Annotated in this window: 23 protein-coding genes; 15 read left to right on the top strand and 8 right to left on the bottom strand. The window is 32.2% G+C overall.

Features of this window, described 5'->3' with window-relative positions; all coding sequences use genetic code 11:
• Window positions 1-140: 140 nt before the first annotated feature.
• The 8 genes from BSF42_RS06540 to BSF42_RS06505 all read left to right on the top strand — a co-directional run bounded on the left by BSF42_RS06540 (window position 141) and on the right by BSF42_RS06505 (window position 9683).
• Window positions 141-1430 carry a glycosyltransferase family 2 protein gene (locus BSF42_RS06540; RefSeq protein WP_253250998.1) on the top strand — a complete coding sequence of 430 codons (1290 nt, stop codon included), beginning with the start codon at window positions 141-143 and terminating at the stop codon, window positions 1428-1430.
• A 43-nt stretch (window positions 1431-1473) separates the two neighbouring features.
• A complete protein-coding gene (locus BSF42_RS06535) occupies window positions 1474-2499 on the top strand; it encodes an exostosin family protein (RefSeq protein ID WP_095952296.1) in 1026 nt (341 codons plus the stop codon).
• On the top strand, window positions 2496-3497 hold the full coding sequence (locus BSF42_RS06530) for a glycosyltransferase family 2 protein (protein ID WP_095952295.1): 1002 nt from the start codon (window positions 2496-2498) through the stop codon (window positions 3495-3497). Before BSF42_RS06535 ends, BSF42_RS06530 begins: the two co-directional genes overlap by 4 nt.
• Window positions 3498-3707: 210 nt before the next feature.
• Complete coding sequence (locus tag BSF42_RS06525; RefSeq protein ID WP_095952294.1) at window positions 3708-4820, top strand: glycosyltransferase; 1113 nt, start codon at window positions 3708-3710, stop codon at window positions 4818-4820.
• Window positions 4821-5813: a hypothetical protein gene (locus BSF42_RS06520; protein WP_095952293.1), complete on the top strand. Its 993-nt coding sequence runs from the start codon at window positions 4821-4823 to the stop codon at window positions 5811-5813.
• The gene (locus BSF42_RS06515; RefSeq protein WP_095952292.1) at window positions 5810-6883 is read left to right on the top strand and encodes a glycosyltransferase; all 1074 of its coding nucleotides are present in this window, start codon (window positions 5810-5812) and stop codon (window positions 6881-6883) included. The genes BSF42_RS06520 and BSF42_RS06515 overlap by 4 nt, the downstream gene beginning before the upstream one ends.
• A 1-nt stretch (window position 6884) precedes the next feature.
• Window positions 6885-8234, top strand: coding sequence for an O-antigen ligase (locus BSF42_RS06510; RefSeq protein WP_095952291.1), 1350 nt, complete (start codon window positions 6885-6887; stop codon window positions 8232-8234).
• 54 nt (window positions 8235-8288) lie between these two features.
• Window positions 8289-9683: a sugar transferase gene (locus BSF42_RS06505; RefSeq protein WP_095952290.1), complete on the top strand. Its 1395-nt coding sequence runs from the start codon at window positions 8289-8291 to the stop codon at window positions 9681-9683.
• On the opposite strand, the gene BSF42_RS06500 is transcribed toward BSF42_RS06505, so the two are convergent.
• On the bottom strand, window positions 9684-10820 hold the full coding sequence (locus BSF42_RS06500; RefSeq protein ID WP_095952289.1) for a DUF4105 domain-containing protein: 1137 nt from the start codon (window positions 10818-10820) through the stop codon (window positions 9684-9686).
• Window positions 10821-10855: 35 nt separating this feature from the next.
• Window positions 10856-11923, bottom strand: coding sequence for a PorV/PorQ family protein (locus tag BSF42_RS06495; protein ID WP_256385352.1), 1068 nt, complete (start codon window positions 11921-11923; stop codon window positions 10856-10858).
• Between the two features lie 190 nt (window positions 11924-12113).
• Here BSF42_RS06495 and BSF42_RS06490 point away from each other — a divergent pair, with 190 nt between their 5' ends.
• Together BSF42_RS06490 and BSF42_RS06485 are read left to right on the top strand one after the other, a co-directional pair.
• Entirely contained in the window at window positions 12114-12830 is a 717-nt protein-coding gene (locus tag BSF42_RS06490; RefSeq protein WP_095952288.1) for a phosphatidylcholine/phosphatidylserine synthase, read from the top strand.
• 10 nt (window positions 12831-12840) lie between these two features.
• The gene (locus tag BSF42_RS06485) at window positions 12841-13695 is read left to right on the top strand and encodes a glycoside hydrolase family 25 protein (protein ID WP_095952287.1); all 855 of its coding nucleotides are present in this window, start codon (window positions 12841-12843) and stop codon (window positions 13693-13695) included.
• A 64-nt stretch (window positions 13696-13759) separates the two neighbouring features.
• Here BSF42_RS06485 and lptB read toward each other — a convergent pair whose 3' ends face one another.
• From lptB to BSF42_RS06465, 4 genes are all read right to left on the bottom strand, one after another.
• Entirely contained in the window at window positions 13760-14500 is a 741-nt protein-coding gene (gene lptB, locus BSF42_RS06480) for an LPS export ABC transporter ATP-binding protein (protein WP_095952286.1), read from the bottom strand.
• An 86-nt stretch (window positions 14501-14586) separates the two neighbouring features.
• Window positions 14587-14940: a carboxymuconolactone decarboxylase family protein gene (locus tag BSF42_RS06475; protein ID WP_095952285.1), complete on the bottom strand. Its 354-nt coding sequence runs from the start codon at window positions 14938-14940 to the stop codon at window positions 14587-14589.
• Window positions 14933-15748 carry a twin-arginine translocase subunit TatC gene (gene tatC, locus BSF42_RS06470; RefSeq protein WP_095952284.1) on the bottom strand — a complete coding sequence of 272 codons (816 nt, stop codon included), beginning with the start codon at window positions 15746-15748 and terminating at the stop codon, window positions 14933-14935. Before tatC ends, BSF42_RS06475 begins: the two co-directional genes overlap by 8 nt.
• On the bottom strand, window positions 15748-16713 hold the full coding sequence (locus BSF42_RS06465; protein ID WP_172426647.1) for an SIS domain-containing protein: 966 nt from the start codon (window positions 16711-16713) through the stop codon (window positions 15748-15750). Before BSF42_RS06465 ends, tatC begins: the two co-directional genes overlap by 1 nt.
• Window positions 16714-16799: 86 nt before the next feature.
• On the opposite strand from BSF42_RS06465, the gene recQ reads away from it, so the two are divergent.
• Window positions 16800-18995 carry a DNA helicase RecQ gene (gene recQ / locus BSF42_RS06460; RefSeq protein WP_095952283.1) on the top strand — a complete coding sequence of 732 codons (2196 nt, stop codon included), beginning with the start codon at window positions 16800-16802 and terminating at the stop codon, window positions 18993-18995.
• A 212-nt stretch (window positions 18996-19207) separates the two neighbouring features.
• Here recQ and BSF42_RS06455 read toward each other — a convergent pair whose 3' ends face one another.
• A complete protein-coding gene (locus BSF42_RS06455; RefSeq protein ID WP_095952282.1) occupies window positions 19208-19447 on the bottom strand; it encodes a hypothetical protein in 240 nt (79 codons plus the stop codon).
• A gap of 298 nt (window positions 19448-19745) precedes the next feature.
• On the opposite strand from BSF42_RS06455, the gene BSF42_RS06450 reads away from it, so the two are divergent.
• The 3 genes from BSF42_RS06450 to BSF42_RS06440 all read left to right on the top strand — a co-directional run bounded on the left by BSF42_RS06450 (window position 19746) and on the right by BSF42_RS06440 (window position 23195).
• The gene (locus BSF42_RS06450; protein ID WP_095952281.1) at window positions 19746-21305 is read left to right on the top strand and encodes an NAD(P)/FAD-dependent oxidoreductase; all 1560 of its coding nucleotides are present in this window, start codon (window positions 19746-19748) and stop codon (window positions 21303-21305) included.
• 74 nt (window positions 21306-21379) lie between these two features.
• On the top strand, window positions 21380-22081 hold the full coding sequence (locus BSF42_RS06445) for an SMI1/KNR4 family protein (RefSeq protein ID WP_095952280.1): 702 nt from the start codon (window positions 21380-21382) through the stop codon (window positions 22079-22081).
• Window positions 22082-22109: 28 nt separating this feature from the next.
• Window positions 22110-23195: a hypothetical protein gene (locus tag BSF42_RS06440; protein ID WP_095952279.1), complete on the top strand. Its 1086-nt coding sequence runs from the start codon at window positions 22110-22112 to the stop codon at window positions 23193-23195.
• A gap of 345 nt (window positions 23196-23540) precedes the next feature.
• On the opposite strand, the gene BSF42_RS06435 is transcribed toward BSF42_RS06440, so the two are convergent.
• Window positions 23541-24941, bottom strand: coding sequence for an aminopeptidase P N-terminal domain-containing protein (locus BSF42_RS06435; protein WP_095952278.1), 1401 nt, complete (start codon window positions 24939-24941; stop codon window positions 23541-23543).
• A 261-nt stretch (window positions 24942-25202) separates the two neighbouring features.
• Here BSF42_RS06435 and BSF42_RS06430 point away from each other — a divergent pair, with 261 nt between their 5' ends.
• On the top strand, window positions 25203-25640 hold the full coding sequence (locus BSF42_RS06430; protein WP_095952277.1) for an META domain-containing protein: 438 nt from the start codon (window positions 25203-25205) through the stop codon (window positions 25638-25640).
• The last annotated feature ends 11 nt before the right edge of the window (window positions 25641-25651 follow it).

The raw sequence follows: 25651 nt of genomic DNA, 5'->3' as shown, positions 1-25651 counted from the left end.
TTGCTGAAAACTTAATTGATATTGCTGAAAACTTTCCCCAAGATTTGATTATCTGGTGCAATATCACATTAAAATCTAATGTTAATATTACAAACTTCAACAGGATTTTTCATCATACTAAGATTATGGCTTCCTATAATTTGTCTGGAGATTATTTTATCTCTAAAAGGATTGGATATGTTGATTCTTCACCTTTTATAAATAGTAATAAAAAAGTAAACTATCCCACTTGGCAAATGAGCAGTGACATTGGCGGAATTCATTCCTCAGTTTTATTAGCTTTAAAAGATCAAATTCAATTAGATAAAAATTTTGATTACTTTATTAATTCAATAGGAAAATTGGCAATGCCGCTTGGGCTTTTGTGCTATTCTGAGCCACACTTAATTGTAGAGTCCTCAAAACTACAAACTAATTTCAGAAAAAATAATTTTATTTTATTCCAATTTGTAAGGCAGCACTATAAAGTACAATGGATTTTTCTACTATTTTTAAACTTAGTTATTTACGAGGGAAAAGTTTTGCTTTTTCCTTTTTTGTCAAGTTTTCTTTATAGAAGAAGAAATTTGAAGCAAGAAATATTAGATGAAATTGAAGTTCAATCCAGTAATACTGCAATTGAAAAAGGAACTATAGATGTTGTAATCCCAACAATGGGACGTAAAAAACATCTTTATGATGTTTTAAGAGATTTGTCAGCACAAACTCATTTGCCTGCAAAAGTAATTATAGTTGAACAAAATACTGACACTAATAGTGTTTCTGAGCTCGATTATTTAAATAATGAAAAATGGCCATTTCATATTAAACATATATTTACACATCAGGCAGGAGCTTGCAATGCCAGAAATATTGCATTGGCTGAGGTAGAAAGTGAGTGGGTCTTTTTAAGTGACGATGATGTTAGACTTAAAGCAGATTTAAATGAAAAAGTATTAGAAAAAGTTGCACAGTATGGAATTAATTGTATAACAACTTCTTGCCTTCAAAAGGATGAGGTTTTACGATATACAAAAATTCACCAATCAGGAATTTTTGGTTCGGGAAACAGCTTTTTAAAATCAGAATTTTTAAAGGAGGTTTCTTTCAATAAATCTTTAGAGTTTGGTTATGGTGAAGATACAGATTTTGGGCTTCAATTGCGTAATATTGGCGTAGATATAATCTATTTTCCAGAATTAAGAATTCTTCATTTAAAAGCTCCGATTGGAGGATTTAGGAATAAATTTATATTTCCTTGGGAGTTAGAAGGAGTTTCTCCTAAACCATCTCCCACAATTATGTATGTCCATTCTAAATATTTTAGTAACCTTCAATTGTTAGGATATAAAACAGTGTTGTTTTTTAAGCTTAATAAATTTAATGTTTTTGCATTTTCTAAGTTTAACAAGCAGTGGGAGATTAGTAGAAATTGGTCTAAAAAAATATAATCTGAGAAACAGTTATATAATAAATACAAGATAAAAAGATTAAATGTTGAAGATATACACAGATCATAATTTTTTGAACGAAGAGAATAGAAAGAAAATATTTCCTTTGCTATTTGATATTATGTATATACCAAATGAAAAATCAATGTCTAATTTTATTTTGACAAATTCTCTTTCTGAAGCCGATGTTGCAATTTTCCCAGTAGATATTGTTACATTTCTTAAAAATGACAAGAATGATTTTTTTCAAAATTGGACTGCCAAAGTATCGGAATATAATATTCCAATTTGGACATACGCTGCAGGAGATTTAGGTTTTAGCGTAAAGCATAAAAACGCTATAACTTTTAGACTTGGAGGATTTAATTCAAAATTGAGTTCTTCGTCTTTTATTTTGCCTTGTTTTGTAAATGATCCTTATGCCAAAATTTTAAAAAATGATTTCTTTACACTTCCCAAAGAGACAAAGCCAAGTATTGGATTTGTGGGTAATGCGAATGGATCTTTTTTAAAATTAAGTAAAGAATTTGCTTTATATCTTAGAAGAAATTTAATCAATTTTGGATTAAAGTACTCAGAAGATTACCATCCTTTTTATCCTGTAGGACAAAAAAGACACAAGCTTTTGAATAAAGTTGAGAATTTCCCAGAAATCGAAAGTAATTTTATTTTTAGGAATAAATATAGAGCAAGAGAAAAAGGTTTGGGCTCCCAAGAAAAAACAACATTAGAGTTTTTTAAAAACATACAGAATAATTTATATACTTTATGTTTACGAGGAAACGGAAACTTTTCAGTACGTTTTTATGAAACCTTAATAATGGGAAGAATCCCCGTTTTGATAGACACAGATGTGAGACTTCCGATGTCAGATCAAATTGATTGGAGGCAGCACTGTTTGATAGTTTCAGAAAATTCCATAACTGCAGATTTGATTCTTTTTCATGCATCTAAAACAGAGGATGAACTTAGAGAAATGCAAAAAAACAACAGAAAATTAATATTGGAAAGACTAAACAGAATTGATTATTTTATTCAAATAGCAAACATAAAATCGAGAAAAAAATGAGATTTTCTTTAATAGTCTGCACCTATATGCGTTCTAAACCTCTGTTGGAACTTTTAAAATCAGTTGATTTACAGAGTGTTTATCCAAACGAAATTTTGATAATTGATGCATCATTAAATAAAGAAACTAAAAATGTTTTAAGCGAAAATGAATTTAGGAACTTAGAGTATTTTTTGGTTTCAGATGATAATAGAGGCCTTACAAAACAGCGTAATTTTGGAATATCTAAAGTTGCTGTTGACTCTGAGATTATTTGTTTTTTGGATGATGATACTGTTTTAAAAAACAATTATTTTGAAGAATTATTAAATACTTATGAGCTATATCCTGATGCATTGGGCGCTGGAGGTTATGTTGCCAATGAAATAGAATGGGAAAAAGTAGAAAATAAATATAAACCTTCATTAAAAGAGTTTTACTTTGATGGCTGGAAACGTAAAGATGGAAGTCGTTTTGTATTACGAAAAAAACTAAATCTAGACAGCAATTGTCCTCCCGGATTTTCGCCTTCTTTTTCTCATGGAAGAAGTGTTAGTTTTTTACCTCCAAGCAGTAAAATTTATCAAGCAGAGCAATTAATGGGCGGAGTTTCCTCTTTTAGGAAATCAGTTTTTGATAGATTTTCATTTTCTACATATTTTGAGGGATATGGCCTGTATGAAGATGCTGATTTCTCTATAAGAGTTGCTAAAGCTGGTAAATTATATATTAATACAAATGCAAAATTATCCCATTTTCATGATTCAGCTGGAAGACCAAATCAGTATCGTTATGGAAAGATGGTAGTTAGAAACGGCTGGTATGTTTGGCGTGTTAAAAATCCAGATCCAAAAATAAAAGACCGTTTTAAATGGAATGCAATTACTGTTTTATTGACTTTGATTAGATTTAGTAACGCATTAACTGAAAAAGATAAAAAGCAGGTATTTAATGAATCAATTGGCAGGACTTTTGGCTGGATTAGTCTACTTTTTAATAAACCCAAAATTACTTTATGAGTTCAAAAATATCTCGCTACCGACTTTATAATACGTAGTTGATTTACAAACTCAATTATATGTAAAAAGAATTTTAGTAAATTAAAAAGCAGTCTTCCAGTTAATGCAGAATCTAGAATTTAAATGTAATTGAAGTTTTTAAGGAAAAAGATAATTTGAAAATCAGTCGGCACCCAAATAATATTATAGAAAGTTGACTAAAATTTATAAATGAAATTTATAATTATAACGCATGTTATTCACATTGAGCAAGCCAATGAATTTTTTGGTTATGCGCCATATGTGCGTGAAATGAATGTTTGGTTAAAATATGTTGATCAAGCAATTATTGTTGCGCCCTTACAAAAAGGAATTCCAACTACAATAGATATTGCTTATTCGCATAAGAAAATGTTGTTTAAAGAAATTCCTTCTTTTAATAGTACAAATTTCTATAATGTAGCAGCTTTAGTTTATAAACTGCCAATAATTTTTTGGACAATTTACTGTGCAATGAAAAAAGCAGATCACATTCATTTGCGCTGTCCAGGAAATGTGGGCTTAATAGGGTGCTTCGTTCAGATACTTTTTCCAAATAAAAGAAAAACAGCTAAATATGCTGGTAATTGGGATCCTAAAAGCAAACAGCCACTTTCATATCGTCTTCAAAAATGGATTCTTAACAATACTTTTCTAACCCGTAACATGAAAGTTTTAGTTTACGGAGAATGGGAAAAAGCAAGTAGTAATGTTAAACCTTTTTTTACCGCATCTTATTTCGAAAAGGAAAAATTTCTTTTAAAAGAGTTGGATTTAAATGGTATAAATAATTTTATTTTTGTTGGCACTTTATCATCAGGAAAGAACCCGTTGTATGCAATTCAATTAGTCGAAAATCTTCATAAAAGAGGATACCAAGTATCTTTAAATTTGTATGGAGAAGGCAGAGAGCGTAAAACTTTGGAAAATTATATTGCATTAGCTGGATTAGAAAGATTTATAGCATTAAAAGGGAATCAAAATCAAAAAATCATTACTGAAGCTTATCAGAATAGTCATTTTGTAATTTTAGCTTCTAAAAGCGAAGGCTGGCCTAAAGCATTAGCCGAGGGAATGTTCTGGGGATGTATTCCAATTGCAACTGCTATATCTTGTATACCTTTTATGCTTGATTATGGAAAAAGAGGAATTCTTCTAAATAAAGGATTGGACAATGACACAAAACAATTGGAAAGCATAATAAATGATCCAGACAGTTTTAATGCTAAAAGAAAAAAAGCGTCAGAATGGTCTAGGAATTATACCTTTGATACTTTTGAATCTGAAATAAAAAAAATGATGTAAATGAAAAAATATGTAGTCCTAGTTGTGTCTTTTGGAATTTTAACTATACTAATAATCAATTATAGAACACCCTTTTTTCAGCCAGAAGGAGGTGGCTGGTCCGTTGGATATGGCGAGTCTGAAACATATCCCAATAGTATCAATGCAAAAGAAAATCCAATTTATTCTATAGAGAATTTGAAAAAAGAAAACGACAGCACTATGTTTTTAGCAGATCCTTTCTTTTTAAAAGAAAAGGACACTTTTTACCTGTTTTTTGAACATAAGAAAACAAAAGAAAATGGTGATATTGGTTTACTGACTTCCTTTGACGGAAAAAAATACCAGTATAAAGGAACGGTTTTGTCTCAAAAATTTCATTTGTCTTATCCACAGGTTTTTAAATATAAAAATAATTTTTATATGATTCCAGAAAGTAAGCAGGCAAATGGGGTTTTGTTGTATAAAGCGGCGCATTTTCCTTTTGATTGGAAAATCTGCGATACATTATTAAAAGATGTTCGATTAAAAGATCCTTCAATTTATTTGTCCGATTCGTTAAATATACTGGTAGCATCTGATGACAAATTAAATATGTACGTTTATCAAGCAGATTCTCTTTTTGGGAAATGGAAATTGCATAAAAAGCCAATTGCTTTAAGGGGAACAGAAGCAAGAGCAGGCGGACGCTTTTTTGCAGATGAAAAGGGATTAATTTTACCGGTGCAAAATTGTAGCAACGGCTATGGATACGGTTTGTCTTTATACCGTTTTTCTTTTAAAGATGGCTCTTACACCACCAAAAGAGTGGCTCCTCTTTTTCTAAAAGGGAACAAAGAAATTAAAGAATTCAATGCAGGAATGCATCAGCTGGATATTCAAAAGATAGGTAAAAACAAATACTATTATGTTTATGACGGTAATCGTTTAAACAGCAATTCAAAGAAAATGAACATTTGGGGGCCTTTAAAATGGACATACATTGATATTAAAAATTGGATAGTTAACCAATGAGAATTCTTCAGGTAATCGATTCACTTGAGGCTGGCGGTGCAGAGCGTATGGCGGTCAATTATGCAAATGCATTAGCTCATGAAATTGAATTTTCCGGGCTTATTGCCACGCGCAAAGAAGGTTCATTACTTCATCAAATAAGTCCCGCTGTGTCGTATTTATTTTTAGATAAAAAACAGCAGTTAGACATTAAAGCTCTTTTTAATTTACGATCGTATGTCTTAAAAAACAAGGTTACTCATATTCATGCTCATAGTACTTCTTTTTTTCTTGTGTTTCTTTTAAAGTTAACTTTGCCTTCGTTAAAAATCATTAGACATGATCATTACGGCAATAATGAATTTTTGGAATCAAGACCTCATTTTGTATTAAAGCTTACAGCTTTCTTCTTTAATGGAGTTATTGCAGTAAATCAAAATCTAAAAAATTGGTCAGAACTAGAATTAAAAGCAAAAAACGTAATATATTTTCCAAACTTTCCTGCTAAAGAAATAGTGACCGAAACAAATACAATTTTAAAAGGAGTTGATGGTAAGCGTATTGTATCTTTGGCAAATTTAAGATTTCAAAAAAATCATTTTTTGTTACTAGAAATAGCTAAAAAGTTAAAAAAATCACATACCGATTGGAGTTTTCATTTGGTTGGAAAAGATTTTGAAGACAATTATTCTAAAGAAATTAAACAAAATATAGAAGAAAGTAAGTTGAAAAATAATGTTTTCCTTTATGGTTCAAGGGATGACATTTCAAATATATTAAAGCAAAGTGATATTGCTATTCTAACTTCTATATCTGAAGGTTTGCCAGTTGCTTTATTAGAGTATGGAAATTCAGGAAAGGCTGTTATAGCAACAGATGTAGGAGAAATTCCGTTTGTAATTCAGCATAAAATAAATGGCTTTATTGTTCCAAGTAAAAATGCAGAAGTTTTTTACGAGTCGATAGTTGAATGTATTGAGAATACAGTACTTAGGAGAGTTTTAGAAGAAAAATTATTTGAGACTATTTCTGAAAAATTTTCTGAAAAAGCAGTGATAGAAAAATATTTAAATTGGATGCAAAGAACTTAAAATGAGAAAAGAAGAATTATCATATATCTATCAGATACTATTTCATGCTTTAATAGGATTATTGATATTTATATTGCCATCTATTTCAAAATTATATACTGTAATAATATTCATTTTTGGCATTTATTATATTATTAAAACCAAAAACAGAAATAATGAAGCTCTCATTTTGTCTGCCTACGTTGTAAGTATGGAGGTGCTTTTGAGAATGACTGACGGGATGATCCTAAATGAATTTGGAAAATATTCGATTTCAATTTATTTTTTTCTTGGAATGATCTATTCTGGTTTTTCTAAAAATGCTTTTGTGTACTGGTTTTTTTTGTTGCTTCTTATTCCTAGTGTAGTTTTATCTACATTTTCATTAAATTTTGATACCAACATCAGAAAAGCAATTGCCTTTAATATTTCAGGACCTGTTTGTTTAGGAATTTGTTCTATATATTGTTATCAGAGGAAAATTTCATTTCATCGGTTAAAGGAAATTATTATATCATTTTCTTTACCCTTAGTCTCAATGCTCGTTTATCTTTTCTTGTATACTCCAAGCGTAAAGGATGTAATTACAGGAACACAATCTAACTTTGAAACATCTGGAGGTTTTGGTCCCAATCAAGTTTCTACCATATTAGGTTTAGGGATTTTTGTGTTTTTTGTACAATTGCTTCTAAATTCCAAAAGTATGTTAATGCAAATAATTAATATTGGATTTGTTTTGGTTTTCGCCTTCAGAGGAATTGTCACTTTCTCGAGAGGAGGGGTCATTACGTCAATTGGAATGATATTCCTGCTTCTAATAGTTTTATATTTTCAGGCCAGTTCTAATATTAAGCCTAAAATTGGATTAATTGTTTTACTTTCGTTATTAGCCGGAATGGGAGTTTGGGCATATAGTTCTATACAGACTCATGGAATGATTAATAAACGTTATGCAAATGAAGATGCACTTGGGAGAAAAAAGAGTACGCAACTAAGCGGAAGAGAGATTCTTATTGAAACGGAGTGGGAAATGTTTTTGGATAATCCAATTCTAGGAGTAGGAGTTGGTAAAAATAAAGAACTAAGAAAAGAGCAAACGGGAATCGATTTGGCTACTCATAACGAAATTACCAGAATGCTGGCAGAGCATGGCTCTCTTGGAGCAGTTAGTTTATTGATTTTGTTTTTTACTCCCTTACTTTTATTCATAAACGATCGCAGAAACATTCTAGCGCTCTCATTTTTGACATTTTGGCTGCTAACAATAAATCACGCTGCTATGCGTATCGCTGCCCCAGCTTTTGTTTATGCTTTGGCTCTTCTTTCGGTTCAGGTAAAAATTCCTGAAAAAACAGAAAAGGCTAGTGACTAATTCTTTTTTTATAATACATTTGCCTCTAGTTTAAGCCCCTAACAAACTGTAAAAATGTCTTCAAAAAGAAAAATGCATTTCGAAATTTCAGAAAGAAAAGTTCTGCTTTGTCTTTTTGACGCCGCATTTATATTTGCCGCCTTGTTTTTACTGAGCTTATTTTTTGATTATCACTATTATATACTAAACGAATACCGTTTTTTAAAATCTTTTTTACTGATAGGATATGTGTATATTTTTGGAGCTATTTTTGAAATGTACAATCTACAAACAGCAAGTAATCAATTTCAAATTCTGCGAAGTGTAATTCTAACTTCACTTACTGCTGTGACAGTGTATTTGTTTACACCAATATTATCGCCGGAACTTCCTAAACAGCGGTTGGTAATCGTAATATTTTATTTTACTGTTTTAAGTTCATTACTCTTATGGCGTTTCTTTTATGTTTACTTTTTAGCATCATATCGTTTCTCGCAAAATGTAGTTTTGATTTGTGATCAAAATGAAGTTGAAGAACTGGTTTTAGGACTTGAAAATGTTGATCCGCATTATAAAATTATTGGATTTGTAAATTCTGATACCACTGCAAATGAAAAATCTGATTTTCATTATGTAAAAGAAATAAAGAAGGAAAATTTAGAATTATTTGTTACTAAAAACAATGTTTCGGAAATTATAATAGCATCGCAGAAAACAGATGGTATTACAGCCGATTTATATCAGCAGCTTCTTCATCTATTAGAAAGCGGTAATGTGATTCGAGAATATACTCAGGTTTACGAAAGTAAAACGCAGCGAATTCCAGTGCATTATATTGGCAGGGATTTCTATCGTTTTTTCCCTTTTAGCCGAAGTAATAATAATAGATTATATCTGCTCTTGATACGTATGATGGAATTTTTCTTTTCTTTCATAGGACTCTTATTCTGCGTAATTTTTATTCCGATAATTGCGCTGTGTAATTTCTTTGCCAATAAAGGAAGTCTTTTTTATACACAAGAAAGAGTTGGTAAAAATGGAGTTGTTTTCAAAATTTACAAGTTTAGAACAATGACTGAAGACTCTGAAAATGATGGAGCCGTTTTTGCAGTTCACAACGATAAAAGAGTTACTCCTTTTGGGAAATTTATGCGAAAATCAAGAATTGATGAACTGCCTCAGTTTATTAATGTTTTAAAGGGCGATATGGCCGTAATCGGGCCAAGACCAGAGCGACCTTTTTTTGTTGAAGAAATTGCCAGCGTTATGCCTTTCTACGAAACACGACATGTTATTAAACCGGGACTTACAGGCTGGGCTCAGGTAAATTATTCTTACGGAGAATCAATCGATGAAAGTTTAATTAAACTGCAATACGATTTATACTATATCAAACATCGAAGTGTTTTTCTAGATTTGAGTATTACATTTAAAACGATAACAACAGTTTTATTCTATAGAGGGCAATAATTAAATTATAATCGGAATTGGTTTTTTATTACGAATTCCAGTTCTAACTAAAACGACACCACTTGTAATAATTAGTGGTAAAGTAATAAAGAAATGTGCTTTATTAATCAAGAATAAAAAGTAAACTACTAAAAGCACAAAATTTATAAGTGCAAATCGATACGTCCATTTTTTGTTTTTGAAAATAGAAAACAGAACTAACACTAATAAAAGCGGACTAAATAGTAAAACATTATAATTCATTGCCAGTTCTTGGTGAAAAGAATAAAATCCCATTATTATAAAAAAGATTCCTATTAGAGATAAAATCAAAAAATAGATTTTGTCAACTGTTATATCTCTTGCTGCAATAACAAAAATCAAGATAAAAAGATAAGTGTAAATATTATTCCACCACGATTTTGGATTTTCCTTTTTAAATTCTAGTAAAGTTTTGCTTTTGCCCGCCAAAGGCTGATTTTGAAAAGTCGTTTTTTCTAAACTGTTTTTTAACTCGAATGGAAGAAAGATTCTAGTTCCCATTTGGTCAACTTTTGTTCCGAAAATAATACTTGTCCCCAATTGATCATAAAAATGCCCGTCAAAATAAGGAAAAAGTATTGAGCGATACGTTTTGTCAGTATCTTCTTTTTTAGTGATTACGTTTTGTTTTAATGATTTATTGATTACATCAACAACCATCGAAGTGCAGTTTTTATCAATAAATTTATAAGTATAAAAACGTTCATCAGAAGCTAAAACAGCATTTAATCTATCAAAAAGCTGTTGTTTTTGATCTTGTGAGATTAGTAATTCTTGTTCAAAAATACTTCTTTTCTCATAAGTATATTCATTAAAAAAATCAGCAAAAGAATGTACAGTAGCAAAATATTGCAAATCTCCTTTTGCAAATTTCATTACAAAATTGGGTGTTCTAAAATCAAAAGTTCCATAATTATAAACAACATCAAAATTGTTTCCCGGATCTGAAACTCGAATTCCTGTATGTCCAAATAAAGAATAACTTTCATTTCCAAGTCCGCAGGTTAAAACGCTTATTTTTGCATCTTTTGATAAGGGTAAACTTTGGCTGAAACCAATAAAACTTGATAAGAAGAATAAAATAAAAAGTGCTTTTTTGAAAATGACAGTTTTCATGATTTAATTTTTTAAAAGATTTTTTGGTTTTATAATTACCTAAAGATGCCTAAATCTACTTTCAACGAAAAAATGTTAGAATATAATGCGGTACTTTGATTCCCTAAGTCCGTTAAAGCATAATCTATTTGAATGCCTTTATATCTAAAACCTAAACCAATATTGGGCTGAAAGTTTACTTTCTCAGTATTATCCAACTGCATTACATTTTGGAAATTTCCTGCACCAGCTCTCACAAAGACCAGATCGGTATAACCAAATTCAAATCCTATTGCAGGATCAATACTTACTGCTTTTGATGAAATAATATCATTAGTCTGCTCAAACCTCATATTTAAGTTAGCAGAAGTGACCAAGCTGCATTCGTTATGAAAATCAAATCTTTTTGAAACTCCTAATTGTGCTTTTGGCAGCGTAATTTCGGTGCTTTCTGGCAATGTGTTGTTTTCTCCCGGAATGGCATTAGCGATTTTTTCATATTCTTCCTCGTCAATATTCCAAACATTATAAGTTGTTGTAATGTCGCGCAGCATTAAGCCAAATTTCCAGTCATTTCTCTCAAACTGAAGTCCGACGTCAAATCCAAATCCCCACGAATTGGCAAATTTTCCAATTACTCTTCGAATTACTTTGGCATTTACACCATATTGAAATCCATCAACAGGCAGTTTTCTGGCATAAGAAAAAGTAAAGCCGTAATCTGCAGTAGAAAATAAGCTGATTCTATTGTAGTCGATATTTCCTTGATTGTCGATTAATTGTGTAGTGTCCATAATGTCATCTACGCCAAAACGAATCATCGAAATTCCCCATGCACTTCTATCATCAATTGGACTTGCGTAGCCTATGTAATCATATTGGGCAATATTAGCAAAGTAGCTGGCGTGCATCAAAGCAATCTGATGATCTTCAAGATGGGTTAAACCCGCTGGATTCCAATAAACTGAATTAACATCATTTGTAGAAGCAGTTACCGTACTAGACATTCCCAATGCTGCAGCATCCACTCCAATATTCATAAACTCATTCGAATATTTTCGAACAGTTTGAGCATATTGCGAAGTAAAACTCCAAAATAATATAAATGCAAAAAGTTTTTTCAAAAGTTCTTTTTTTACAGACTTACCTCTGTTTTAATTTTTATCAAAAATATAATATTTTACTCAGCTATTAAGTTCGTTTCTTTAAATATTCTGAAAGTCGAACTTAGAAATAAAAAACTATTAGAAAAACTCGTTTTGCATCGAGTTATTATGCTAAATTTGTTCTCTGCCGTAATCAAAATTTCAAACTATGAATATCAAAAAACACATTCCAAATTTAATTACATTAATAAATCTTTTCTGCGGTTGTATCGCAATTGTTTTTGTCTCTCAAGGAGATTATTTAATGGCTTTTTATATGGTTTGCTTAGGAATCTTTTTTGATTTCTTTGATGGTTTTTTCGCTAGATTATTTAAAGTTTCTAGTCCGCTTGGATTACAGTTAGATTCTTTAGCAGATATGGTAACCAGCGGCGTAGCTCCAGGATATGTGATGTATAGTATGTTTTTAAAAAGTGCTAATCCTCAAGATCTAATTGGATTAGTATATATTCCGTTTTTAGGATTTATTATTACTTTGGGTGCTTGCTATAGATTGGCCAATTTTAATATTGATACACGTCAGACAGATTCATTTATTGGCTTGCCAACACCCGCAAATGCATTGTTTGTTTTAAGTCTTCCTTTAGTTGTAGAATTTTCAAATTCTCTAATGATGCTTGAGATTTTAACCAATCATTGGGTTTTATTATTAATGACATTATGCAGTGCATATATTATGAATGCCGAGATTCCGTTATTTTCTTTAAAAATTAAAAAATTCAGCTTAAAAGAAAATGCACTTCAAATTATGTTTTTAGTAATCTCCGTATTAATGGTTGTTTTGCTTCAGTACATTGCAATTCCGTTAATTATTATTTTCTACGTTTTATTGTCAATTATCAATAACTTGTTTTTGAAAAAGTAGTTCTATTTTAATGGCAAGGAAAACGACTTATCGTAAAACATATCCAAGGAAACCTGCTGGAAGATCTTTTCTCAGCAAGCTTTTTCGAGCACTTTTATTAATCTTTTTTTCTCTTTTGTTCATTGGAGTAATTTACCATTATCGTAAGGGACTGGCATATTATTTAGGATTTAAATCGGAAAAAGTCTTAGACGAAGATGAGGTAGATAAACACCTTTCTGATGTGCGAAATATTCGAGTTCTTGAAAATCACAAAGGAAAAGTAATTGGAATTGATGTTTCTGAATTTCAAGGAAAAGTCGATTGGGAAGAAGTTGAAATTCTGGACGAAAAATATCCAGTTCAATTTGTTTTTATTCGCGCAACCGCAGGAAATGATCGCGTTGATCGTCAGTTTAAAAAAAATTGGGAAGGTGCAAAAGAGAATAAAATTATGCGCGGTGCGTATCATTATTACCGCCCAAACGAAAACTCAATCGAGCAAGCGGATCTTTTTATCAAAACCGTAAAATTGCAAACAGGAGATTTGCCTCCAGTTTTGGATATAGAAAGATTACCTAAAAATCAGTCTCTAGACAGTTTAAAGAAAGGATTAAAGCGTTGGCTGACGAAAGTTGAAAAACATTATCAAGTTCGTCCGATAATTTATTCTGGGGAGCGTTATTATTCTGATTTTCTAAAAGAAGAGTTTAGCGAATATCTTTTTTGGATAGCCAATTATAATTTCTACAGAGAAAAAATTGAAGACGACTGGTTGTTTTGGCAGTTTACAGAAAAAGCTTCTCTGCCGGGAATTAAACATCGAGTGGATGTTAATATTTATAATGGAGATATTGAACAGCTTCAGTTTATTACAGTTGAATAGTTTTTAGTCGCAGTCTCAGTTTTCAGTTCTTACTGAGACTGAAAGCTGAGACTGTATACTTTTTTTAGAACTCAAGTTTCTTTTTACGCAGCTCGAAGTTTTGTCCTAGATAAACACGGCGAACCATTTCATCTTCTACCAATTCTTCTGGAACTCCGGCTTTTAGAATTCCTCCTTCAAACATCAAATAGGTTTTATCAGTAATTGCCAAAGTTTCTTGAACGTTGTGATCGGTAATTAGAATTCCGATGTTTTTATTTTTTAGCTGGGCTACAATTCTCTGAATATCTTCTACTGCAACCGGGTCAACTCCTGCAAAAGGCTCATCCAATAAAATAAATTTTGGATCAGTTGCTAAGGCACGCGCAATTTCAGTACGACGACGCTCACCTCCAGAAAGTAAATCTCCACGGTTGGTACGAATGTGTTCTAAACTGAATTCTTCAATCAAACTTTCCATTTTAGCAACTTGCTCTTCTTTAGAAAGTTTTGTCAATTGTAAAACGCTTAGAATATTATCTTCAATACTTAATTTTCTAAAAACAGAAGCTTCTTGTGCCAGATAACCAATTCCTTGCTGTGCACGTTTGTACATTGGATAATCGGTAATATTCAAATCGTCAAGGTAAATATTTCCCTGATTTGGTTTTACCAATCCAACAATCATGTAAAAAGACGTTGTTTTTCCCGCACCATTCGGACCCAAAAGCCCCACAATTTCTCCTTGATTTACTTCAACAGAAATTCCTTTTACAACACTTCGCCCTTTATAGGTTTTGATTAAATTATCGGCTCTTAATTTCATTTTTCAAGTTTAATCGTTTAAACATTCAAATCGTTTATTCGGCACAAATTAACGAATAAACGATTCAACAAATAAACCTTTAACAATTATTTAGTTTCAGCTTCTTCCAAAGCTTCCCAAAATTCGTAAGCTCTTCTTAAATGCGGAATAACGATTGTTCCTCCAACAAGAGTTGCAATTCCCATTGCTTCCATCATTTCTTCTTTAGAAACGCCTTCTTTATAACTTGTTTCTAAATGGTATTTTACACAGTCATCACATCTTAAAACAGTTGACGCAACCAAGCCTAAAAGTTCTTTTGTTTTTACGTCAAGAGCTCCAGGCGCATAAGCGTTGGTGTCAAGATTAAAAATTCGCTTTACAATTTTGTTATTGTCAGCAAGCAGTTTTTCGTTCATTTTAGAACGATAGTCGTTAAATTCTTGAATGATATCAGACATTTTCTTTTAATTTATTTCTATAAACAACTTTCGAAATCAGGATACTAACTTCGTAAATAATTAACATCGGAATGGCTACAATGGTTTGACTTACCACATCTGGAGGTGTTACAATCGCAGCAATAATTAAAATAAGTACTACAGCGTATTTCCAATACTTTCTTAAAAAAACAGGAGTTACTAATCCTAATTTGGTTAAGAAATAAATAGCAATTGGTAATTCAAAAAAGATGGCACTTCCAAGAATACTTGTTTTTACCATTCCCATATAAGATTCAAGTGTAAATTGATTTTTTACAACATCACTCACAGAGAAAGTTGCAACGAAATTTACCGACATCGGAATTACTACAAAATATCCAAATAGAACTCCTAAAAAGAAAAGTAAAGAAGAAACAAAAATAAATAATTTAGCATTTTTTCTTTCTTTCTCATAAAGAGCCGGGCTGATAAATTTCCAGATTTCCCATAAAATATAAGGGAAACTTAAGATGAAACCTGCTAGAAGGCACATCCATACGAAAATATTAACCTGACCTTCCATTTCGGTATTCTGAATAATAAAATTTAGCTCCGTAATACAAATGCTTTCAGCAAAATTAAGTTGATGTGATAGGTCACAAAACCAAACATAAGTAAAGAATGTCGGCCTGATTGGTCCTAATATAATTTGATCAAATAAATAATCACTAACAAAATAAGTGACAAATGCCATAATACATATTGCAATTGTGCTTCTAACTAATAACCATCTAAGTTCTTCAAGATGATCCAAAAATGACATCTCGCCAAGATTTTTCTTTGCCATTATACGATTCCTTCTTTTAAAATGTCATGTAAATGTAAAACTCCTTTGTATTCTCCGTTATCAGCAACAATTAATTGCGTAATAGAGAAATCTTCTAATATATTTAATGCGTCAACTGCCATAGTCTCTGACGAAACTACTTTAGGATTCTTAGACATAATATCCCTTGCAGTTAAGTCTGCAATAGTATCTACGTCATTTAGCATTCGTCGGATGTCTCCATCTGTAATAATTCCGATAATTTTATTGTTTTCGATTACTGCCGTTACGCCTAATCTTTTTTCAGATATTTCGAAAATAGCTTTTTTTATCGAAGTTTCTGGTGTAACCGCTGGCTTTAACGAATGTTCTATCATGTCTTTCACACGAAGCAAAAGTTTTTTTCCTAAAGCACCGCCTGGGTGATAAATAGCAAAATCTTCTGGTTTAAAATCACGCATTTCCATTAAACAAACTGCCAGAGCATCGCCCATAACGAGTTGTGCTGTTGTGCTGTTTGTTGGCGCTAAGTTAATTGGGCAAGCTTCTACATTAACTGTAGTATTTAAAATATAATCGGATCCTTTTGCTAAAAACGAAGTTACATTTCCTGTAATAGCGATTAATGTATTTCCGAATCTTTTTAATAAAGGAACCAAAACTTTAATTTCAGGGCTGTTGCCGCTTTTAGAAATGCAGATAATAACATCTTCATTTTGTATCATTCCTAAATCACCGTGAATTGCTTCAGCGGCGTGTAAAAACATAGATGGAGTTCCTGTAGAGTTAAAAGTGGCAACCATTTTTTGAGCAATAATCGCGCTTTTTCCGATGCCTGTAACGATTAGACGACCTTTGGTTTCATAAATACGCTGGACCGCTTCGTAGAAATTTTCGTCCAGAAAATCAATTAATTTTGTAATTGCTTCACTTTCAGATAGTATTGTTTTTTTGGCAATTGCCAATATATTTTCTTTTGTGATCAAATCAGAATATTTAAAATTTGTATGTATAAAAGAAAGTTGTATCTTTATGTGTTGCAAATTTATACAAAATACAGTTAATATAGAGAATGAATTCAAACGAAATTGAAATACATAAAGAATTAAAGAAGTATTTCGGCTTTAGCCAATTTAAAGGCTTGCAGGAGCAAGTCATTACAAGTATTTTAGGTCAGACAAATACTTTTGTAATTATGCCTACGGGCGGTGGAAAGTCTCTTTGTTATCAATTACCCGCTTTAATTCAGGAAGGAACAGCAATCGTTGTTTCTCCCTTGATTGCTTTGATGAAAAATCAAGTCGATGCAATTCGAAGTCTTTCGTCAGAAAATGGAATAGCACATGTTTTAAATTCCTCTCTTACCAAAACAGAAATTGCTCAGGTTAAAAAAGACATCACCTCGGGATTAACCAAACTTTTGTACGTCGCCCCAGAATCTTTAACCAAAGAAGAATATGTCGCTTTTCTACAAAGCGTGCCAATTTCTTTTGTAGCTATTGATGAAGCGCATTGTATCTCAGAATGGGGACATGACTTTAGACCTGAATATAGAAATCTGCGGCATATTATTAAGCAATTGGGTCAAGTGCCAATTATTGGACTTACCGCAACTGCAACTCCAAAAGTTCAGGAAGATATTCTGAAAAACCTTGATATGTCTGATGCAAATACTTTTAAAGCATCATTCAATAGACCGAACTTATATTATGAAGTTCGAACCAAAACTAAAAATATTGAGTCGGATATTATTCGATTTATCAAACAACATAAAGGCAAATCTGGAATTATTTACTGCTTAAGCCGTAAAAAAGTAGAATCTATTGCCGAAGTTTTACAAGTGAACGGAATCAGCGCGGTTCCTTATCACGCTGGTTTAGATGCTAAAACCCGCGCCAAACATCAGGATATGTTCTTGATGGAAGATGTAGATGTCGTTGTGGCAACTATTGCTTTCGGGATGGGAATTGATAAACCGGACGTTCGATTTGTAATTCACCATGATATTCCAAAATCGTTAGAAAGTTATTATCAGGAAACGGGTCGTGCAGGACGTGATGGAGGAGAAGGACATTGTTTAGCATATTACTCCTATAAAGATGTAGAAAAGCTGGAGAAATTTATGTCTGGAAAACCCGTTGCCGAACAAGAAATTGGTTTCGCACTTTTACAGGAAGTTGTGGCTTACGCCGAAACGTCAATGTCTCGTAGAAAATTCCTTCTTCATTATTTTGGCGAAGAGTTTGACAGCGAAACTGGCGAAGGTGCAGATATGGATGACAACGTTCGTAATCCTAAAAACAAAATCGAAGCCCAAGATCAAGTCGTTAAATTACTTGAAATTGTTCGCGATACGAAACATATTTACAAGTCAAAAGAAATTGTCTTTACTTTAATCGGACGTATTAATGCTGTTATTAAAGCTCATAAAACAGATGCGCAGCCTTATTTTGGCTCTGGCTCAGACTACGACGAAAAATATTGGATGGCATTATTGAGACAAGTTCTGGTTTCTGGTTATTTGTCTAAAGACATTGAAACGTACGGGATTATTAAAATTACCCAAGCTGGTTTAGATTTTATTACAAAACCAGTTTCTTTTATGATGTCTGAAGATCACGAATATAGTGAAGCCGACGACGAAGCAATAGTAGCATCTTCAAAATCAACTGGTACAGCCGATGAAGTTTTAATGGGAATGCTCCGTGAACTTCGTAAAAAAGTGGCTAAGAAATTAGGAGTTCCTCCATTCGTTGTTTTTCAGGATCCATCACTTGAAGATATGGCTTTGAAATATCCAATTTCGTTAACCGAATTGTATAATATTCATGGGGTTGGAGAAGGAAAAGCAAAAAAATACGGAAGCGAATTTGTTGCCTTAATCAGCCGATATGTTGAAGATAACGATATTATTCGCCCAGATGACTTAGTTGTAAAATCTACAGGAGTAAATTCTGCTAACAAATTATATATCATTCAGAATATTGATAGAAAACTTTCATTAAACGATATTGCTTCTGCAAAAGGTTTAACAATGGATTCTTTGATTAAAGAAATGGAGCAGATTGTATATTCTGGCACCAAATTAAATATCAAATACTGGATTGACGATATGCTGGATGATGATCAGCAGGAAGAAATTCACGATTATTTCATGGAATCTGAATCAGACAAAATCGAAGACGCACTTAAAGAATTTGACGGCGATTATGATATTGACGAATTACGTTTAATGCGTATTAAATTTATTAGTGAAGTAGCTAACTAAAGTTAAATCCCAATAAAAAAATTCCAAATTCCAATTAAAAAGAAATAAATTCCAATTTTGGAATACTTAATATTTAAATTCCAAATCCCAAGTGCTAGCGATAGTTTGGAATTTGGAATTTTTTATTTGAGATTTTCCAAGTTTTGGAATTTAGAATTTTTTTATTGAAATTTTCCAGCAGTTTGGAATCTGGAATTTAAAAATTTGGAATTTTATTCCGTGTAAACTTCCCCACGATGCGGTTTCAAAGCATCTCTAACCTGAATCATATTTTCATCTGTAACCACCATAAAAGCGGTTGCATGCATATCATTTACAATAGAAAAACCTGTAATATTTAAAGGTAACTTCTCAATTGCGATATATTCTTTTAAATGAATTTCGTGGTGTTCGGCTGTTTTTGCAGCAGCAGGACCGCGGAAATCCCAAATTAATTTTATTTTTCTAGACATTTTTTTTAAAGGTGCAAAGGTTGATAGTGACAAAGGTACAAAGGTTAGTTTGAAAAAAAGTTTCTAGGGTTTAGAGTTTTTTTCTGTAGAGACGCACTGCTGTGCGTGTAACGTATTTTTAGATAATCATTGTGTAGACGTACTTCGGTGCGTCTCTACTATATGCTTTGTGCTGAAAATCTCTAAAACCTCCAAAATCTGCGTGAAAAATTACAGTAAATATAAAATCTCATTTCAAAATAGTACTTTTGCATCTTCTTTTCATAGAAAGAAAAGCTAATAGAATAAAAAAGAAAAAATGCCTAAAGAACTTTTACTTCAAGTATCGCCAGAAATTGCTGCAAACGAATCATTGCTGAAAGACCATTTGTCTAAACAAATAAAGGTTTCTCCGCAGGAAATTCAACATGTTTCTGTTTTAAAACGATCTATTGATGCACGTCAAAAGGCAATTAAAATCAATTTAAAAGTTCTTATTTATTTAAAAAGTGAACCTTTTCAGGAAACTAAAATCGAACTTCCAAAATATAAAGACGTTTCAAAAGCACAAGAAGTTATTGTTGTTGGTGCAGGACCGGCCGGACTTTTTGCTGCATTGCAATTAGTTGAATTAGGCTTAAAGCCGATTGTACTCGAACGTGGAAAAGACGTTCGCGGGCGCCGTCGTGATTTAAAAGCAATAAACCGTGAGCATATTGTAAACGAAGATTCGAATTATTGTTTTGGTGAAGGTGGAGCAGGAACATATTCAGATGGTAAATTATATACGAGATCTAAAAAACGTGGTGACGTAACCCGAATTTTAGAACTTTTAGTCGCTTTTGGAGCTTCCGAAGATATTTTGGTAGAAGCGCATCCGCATATTGGAACCAATAAACTGCCAAAAATTATTGAAGATATCCGTGATAAAATTATTGAGTTTGGCGGTCAGGTTTTGTTTGAAACCCGAGTAAGCGATATTTTGGTAAAAAACAATGAAGTTGAAGGAATTGTAACTCAAAATGGAGATAAAATTCATGCCAATAAATTGATCTTGGCAACAGGACATTCGGCGCGCGATATTTTTGAATTATTAGACAAAAAGAAAATTTTTATAGAAGCAAAACCTTTTGCTTTAGGCGTTCGTGCGGAACATTCGCAAGAACTAATCGACAGTATTCAATACAGTTGTGATTATCGTGGTGAGCATTTGCCTCCAGCGCCATATTCTATTGTAAAACAAGTAAACGGCCGCGGAATGTACTCGTTCTGTATGTGTCCAGGTGGTGTAATTGCGCCTTGTGCGACAAGTCCGGGTGAAGTGGTTACAAATGGCTGGTCACCGTCAAAACGGGATCAATCGACAGCAAATTCTGGAATAGTGGTGGAATTGAAATTGGAAGATTTTAAACCTTTTGCAAAATTTGGGGCGTTGGCAGGAATGGAATTTCAAAAAAGCATCGAACAAAAAGCATGGCATTTAGCGGGGCAGACTCAAAAAGTTCCAGCACAAAGAATGGTTGATTTTACGCAAAGTAAAGTTTCATCAGATATTCCGAAAACATCATATGTTCCAGGAACGACTTCGGTAGAAATGGGACAGGTTTTTCCAGGATTTTTAACTCAGATTATGCGTCAGGGTTTTCAGGATTTTGGAAAATCAATGCGTGGTTATTTAACCAACGAAGCAATTTTGCATGCGCCAGAGAGTAGGACTTCATCACCAGTTAGAATTCCGAGAGATCCTATTACTTACGAGCATTTGCAAATAAAAGGATTGTATCCGTGTGGAGAAGGTGCTGGTTATGCCGGTGGAATTATCTCTGCAGCAATTGATGGAGAAAAATGTGCTTTAATGATTGCGGAGGCATTGAAATAATTGGGCTTTAGATTTTTCATGTAGTAAAAAGATTGTTATCTTAGTGATTTGATTTTAATCGAATTTCCCCAAAGATGACAATACAAGAAATTGAAACAAAATACGGATTCGAATTTCCGCTTTTGTACAAACAATTAGATAGTGATGGAATGCTTAATATTGGAGAATATGGCCCAAATTGGTATGCTGAAGTTTATCCTACACTAAAAGATAATCCGCCTTTGCTTTTGCATTCGTATGATTTTGAATCTCTTAATTTAAAATCTGTTGCCGAAGAAATCGAAGAACTTAGAGATCCTGACGATTATCGAAATATAAATTCCGAATATAAATTCATTCCGTTTGCAAAAAGCGGCGGCGGCGATCATTATTGCTTTTTTCTCAATGAAGAAAATAATGGAGATGTGCCAATCGTTTTTGTCTGGCATGATATGAACGAAGTCAATTATCTGGCAAAAAACCTGCAGGATTTTATTTTTAAAGTTTTACTGATAGATATGTCGCAGCAGGATGTTTATAACGAACTCAGTGACGAAGAATTTAGAAGTGATCTCGAATCAGTTTTTAAATCGCATAAAAAGTATTTGACAACTCATCAAACTGCTATTTTGGAGGATATTTTAAAACGTGAAATTATCGATTACGAAATAAATGTTTCTCCAAAAATAAAAGAATCTGCAAGAGGATTGTTGACAGATGTCGAATTGGAATCAATTGTCAATAAAGTGATTCCTTTTGATAAAATGAATAAAAGTTTCAAATATTCAAACGACTAAATTTTAGTATAACTTATAAGTGTCTTCCATGATAAATATTTTTTCCAATTTTTTTAATAGAAATAATGATCCTAAATCTATACTTTCTTATGACGTTATAGAACCAATTTACGGCTATTTATATCATGAATCAAATAGTGTAGAATTTAAAATGAAGGGAATTTACGATTCTGTTTTCGTAAACTTATATTCATTTCCGTATTCACTAGATCATGAAGAAGGCAGAGAAGAAATTAAAAAAGCAGGTTTTAATAATGCTTATGAAGTTTTAAATGAACTTTATAAGAAGATTGATATTGGAGTGCTTTCAGAAGAAACAATGCAGCAAGGATTAGAATATGATTTTATTCATATTCAGTTTTATTCAGAGCCAAGTGCAGAGGTGAAAAAGTATTTGAAACGAGTTCTTAATAATTTTGTCATTTTCTTTTGCTGTACAAATAGTTTAGAAACTAACGATTTTAAAATTTTATATTCAAGCACGCACTTTTTAGATTATACAAAAGGATTATTAGATACAGAAAAGCTGGATATTAATAATCCTAAAAATGAAACTCAGGAAATAGGAATTAGAGATTTTAAAAAAGTACTGCAGGGAATCTGCCAGTATTTAAATCTAGAAATCCCACAAACCGTTGAGCTTCCATCATCTGAAAATTTATTGGCAGATGAAGCGGCGACAGAAACAGATTTTGAAGAGTTTATAAAATTGGTCTCAAGAGGGAATATTGAAGAAAAACAACTTAAAAAGCAAACCAAAAAGCTTTTTAAAAATTATAAAAAAGAGGCAAAAGAATATAGTATTGTAGAAGATCATTTTGCTTTTTTTGAAAGTATTGATGCATGGAACAGCGACTGGAAATTTGATCCAGAAGATGCAGAATATTTTATATCTAACTTAATTGGCGAAGATTTTACTTTCGCGTATCCTGAAGAAACGTATAGCCATGAGTTATTTCCATACATTCAATCGGAATTAGAAAAATCAAATTTGGAATTGTTGACGTACGAAACTTTTGGAGATAATTATTTGTTTTTTGTTGCCAATAAAGATGAAGTCGAAAGAATATTGGAATTGTCAGAATTGACGAAGATTGAAGTTAATCAGCTGTAAGTTAATTGAATTAATCCTATTTTTTGTCATCCTTGACGAAGGAAGGATCACACTAGTAATTCGCCAAAGTATAGACGGAGTTTCGCGTGTGATCCTTCCTTCGTCAAGGATGACAAGATTGTGGTAAAAAGTGAGACTGAGACTGAAAACTGAAAATTAATTATTTTTCGAGTTCTCGTTTTTTTACAACCACAGATCAAAAAATAAATAAGATTTCTTTTTTAAAACAAAAAGCTTCGTTTAAATTATAAACGAAGCTTTTGTTTTTTTTTATCGCCACAAATTAAAAGATTAAAATGATTAAACTAATCTGTGAAAATCTTTTAATCTGTGGCAGAAAGTAAACTATATCTTAGGAAACTTCATATCATTAAAAGTACTTTTTTGTTTGGCTAAAGCTTCAACATCCTGCCATTTTCTTGGAGACTCAGCAGAAAGATTTTCGTATGAATCTTTAGTAATTAAAATGTCATCTTCGATACGAACACCAATATTCCACCATTTTTTATCGCATTTACTGTTTGCCGGAATATAAATTCCAGGTTCAACCGTAAAGATCATATTTTCTTTTAATGCACTCATATAATTTCCTTTATCATGAACATCTAAGCCAAGAAAGTGAGAACATCCGTGCGGATAATACATTCGAACATCTTTTGGATCCGTAATAATTCCTAATTTAATTAATCCGGCTGCGATAACTTCTCTTGATTTTTTGTTTAAATCCTGAAACGGAGTTCCTGGCTTACAGAGTTTAAAAACTTCTTCCTGAGATTCGTAAACTAATTGATAGATTGCTTTTTGTTCTTCCGTAAATTTTCCATTTGCAGGAACTGTTCTTGTAACGTCTGCAGAATAACCGTGGTATTCAGAACCAACATCCATCAATAATAATTGGTTGTCGATTTTTGTGGCATTGTTTTCTCCGTAGTGTAAAATACATCCGTTAGCGCCGGCACCAACAATTGGAGGATACCCTTCGCCTTCCGCACCATAATGTCTGTGAATGTAAGCATGAATTCCGTCTGCCTCATTTTCGCTCATATCAGGGCCAACGGCTTTCATAACTTCGTTGTGTGCAATGCATGAAAGTTTTACCGATTTTCTCATCAAAGCTATTTCTTCAGCAGTTTTAATTTCTCTTAAAGAATTAGTGATAGTATTAAAAAGATCAGAAGTGTCTTTTTCAGCTGTAAGCGCCGCTTTAGATTTGAAACTTTCAATTAAACCAAAAAGATCAAAACCTGTTTTATTGCCTTTTAGATCTGTTGGAATTTTATCGTATATAATTTTGTCAAATTTCTTAAAGTCTATTCCAAAATCTTTGAAATCTTTTCCGTTATAAACCGTTGTAAAGCCCAATTTAGATTTTGCGCCTTCAACGCCAAAACGTCTTCCTGTCCAAGTTTCCTGCGATGCATTTCTTTCGCGTACAAAAAGAACTTCATTATATTTTTCGGTTCCTTGTGCTTCTTTAAAAAGAATTAAAACAGCGTCTGGTTCTTTATATCCTGTTAAATAGTACATATCAGGATTTTGATGATAGTTGTAATTGATATCTTTAGAAAACACTCTTTCTGGATACGAAAAAACAACTGCAACAGAATTGGCAGGCATTAAATTTCTAAATGCTTCGCGACGTTCCTTGTGAAATTCTTTTGAAAGATAATCTGTTGGAAGATTTTCCTGAGATTGAACTTTAGTTAAACTAAATAATAGAGCAAACAATAAGAAAAATTGTTTCATTTTTTTTGGTTTTTGATTGATGTTTTTGGTTTTTATGATCGATGCAAATTACAAAAAAAATGCAATCGCGAATCGTATTTTAAAGATTTGATTAATAGAGTTTTGAATAAAATGCTGTAACTTAGAGTTAGAAATTACAGTTGAAACGGAATTTTAACCCTCATAAATCTTGTAAATAGGCACGGATATTGAGAAAGTAATTTTTAGAGAATAACTTTAATCTTCAAAAAACAAATTACATTAATTTTAAAAAACACATTTATGAAAAAATACACACTCGCAGTTCTTTCAGTTTTAACCTTATTACTTACTTCATGTATGGCATCTAAAGACACTAAAAATGCAGGGAACTTATATGATACAACTTGGGAATTAGAATATATTTCTGGACCAAGAATAGCTTTCGAAGGTTTATATCCAAATAAAAAACCGCAAATTACTTTTGACGAAAAAGAAAAAAATGTTTACGGTAATAATGGATGCAATGGTTACAGTGCTCCATATACGTTAAATGGAAAATCTTTAACTTTTGGAGAGCCAGGGCCAGCAACAATGATGTTTTGTGAAGGAGGAGGAGAACAACAGTTTCTAAAGCAAATTAAACTGACTACCAGTTATGCTATTGATAAAGATGGAAAACTGAATTTGATTCAAGGCGATGTGCCAATGATGCGATTTAAAAAAGTTGCGAAACAATAGTTTTGAAAATC

The organism is Flavobacterium sp. ACN6 (assembly GCF_002304005.1).
In the GTDB taxonomy this organism is placed as follows: domain Bacteria; phylum Bacteroidota; class Bacteroidia; order Flavobacteriales; family Flavobacteriaceae; genus Flavobacterium.
The sequence above is the reverse complement of the archived record's forward strand: the minus strand, read 5'-3'. Positions and strand labels throughout refer to the sequence as shown.

Excerpts from the sequence above, each read along its gene's own strand:
- BSF42_RS06450 (WP_095952281.1), top strand. The coding sequence starts at position 19,746 with ATGCCTAAAGAACTTTTACTTCAAGTATCGCCAGAAATTGCTGCAAAC.
- BSF42_RS06505 (WP_095952290.1), top strand. The coding sequence starts at position 8,289 with ATGTCTTCAAAAAGAAAAATGCATTTCGAAATTTCAGAAAGAAAAGTT.
- BSF42_RS06490 (WP_095952288.1), top strand. The coding sequence starts at position 12,114 with ATGAATATCAAAAAACACATTCCAAATTTAATTACATTAATAAATCTT.
- BSF42_RS06430 (WP_095952277.1), top strand. The coding sequence starts at position 25,203 with ATGAAAAAATACACACTCGCAGTTCTTTCAGTTTTAACCTTATTACTT.
- BSF42_RS06520 (WP_095952293.1), top strand. The coding sequence starts at position 4,821 with ATGAAAAAATATGTAGTCCTAGTTGTGTCTTTTGGAATTTTAACTATA.
- BSF42_RS06475 (WP_095952285.1), bottom strand. The coding sequence starts at position 14,940 with ATGTCTGATATCATTCAAGAATTTAACGACTATCGTTCTAAAATGAAC.
- BSF42_RS06440 (WP_095952279.1), top strand. The coding sequence starts at position 22,110 with ATGATAAATATTTTTTCCAATTTTTTTAATAGAAATAATGATCCTAAA.
- BSF42_RS06510 (WP_095952291.1), top strand. The coding sequence starts at position 6,885 with ATGAGAAAAGAAGAATTATCATATATCTATCAGATACTATTTCATGCT.
- lptB (WP_095952286.1), bottom strand. The coding sequence starts at position 14,500 with ATGAAATTAAGAGCCGATAATTTAATCAAAACCTATAAAGGGCGAAGT.
- BSF42_RS06435 (WP_095952278.1), bottom strand. The coding sequence starts at position 24,941 with ATGAAACAATTTTTCTTATTGTTTGCTCTATTATTTAGTTTAACTAAA.
- BSF42_RS06455 (WP_095952282.1), bottom strand. The coding sequence starts at position 19,447 with ATGTCTAGAAAAATAAAATTAATTTGGGATTTCCGCGGTCCTGCTGCT.
- BSF42_RS06500 (WP_095952289.1), bottom strand. The coding sequence starts at position 10,820 with ATGAAAACTGTCATTTTCAAAAAAGCACTTTTTATTTTATTCTTCTTA.
- recQ (WP_095952283.1), top strand. The coding sequence starts at position 16,800 with ATGAATTCAAACGAAATTGAAATACATAAAGAATTAAAGAAGTATTTC.
- BSF42_RS06530 (WP_095952295.1), top strand. The coding sequence starts at position 2,496 with ATGAGATTTTCTTTAATAGTCTGCACCTATATGCGTTCTAAACCTCTG.
- BSF42_RS06445 (WP_095952280.1), top strand. The coding sequence starts at position 21,380 with ATGACAATACAAGAAATTGAAACAAAATACGGATTCGAATTTCCGCTT.
- BSF42_RS06485 (WP_095952287.1), top strand. The coding sequence starts at position 12,841 with ATGGCAAGGAAAACGACTTATCGTAAAACATATCCAAGGAAACCTGCT.
- BSF42_RS06535 (WP_095952296.1), top strand. The coding sequence starts at position 1,474 with ATGTTGAAGATATACACAGATCATAATTTTTTGAACGAAGAGAATAGA.
- tatC (WP_095952284.1), bottom strand. The coding sequence starts at position 15,748 with ATGGCAAAGAAAAATCTTGGCGAGATGTCATTTTTGGATCATCTTGAA.
- BSF42_RS06515 (WP_095952292.1), top strand. The coding sequence starts at position 5,810 with ATGAGAATTCTTCAGGTAATCGATTCACTTGAGGCTGGCGGTGCAGAG.
- BSF42_RS06525 (WP_095952294.1), top strand. The coding sequence starts at position 3,708 with ATGAAATTTATAATTATAACGCATGTTATTCACATTGAGCAAGCCAAT.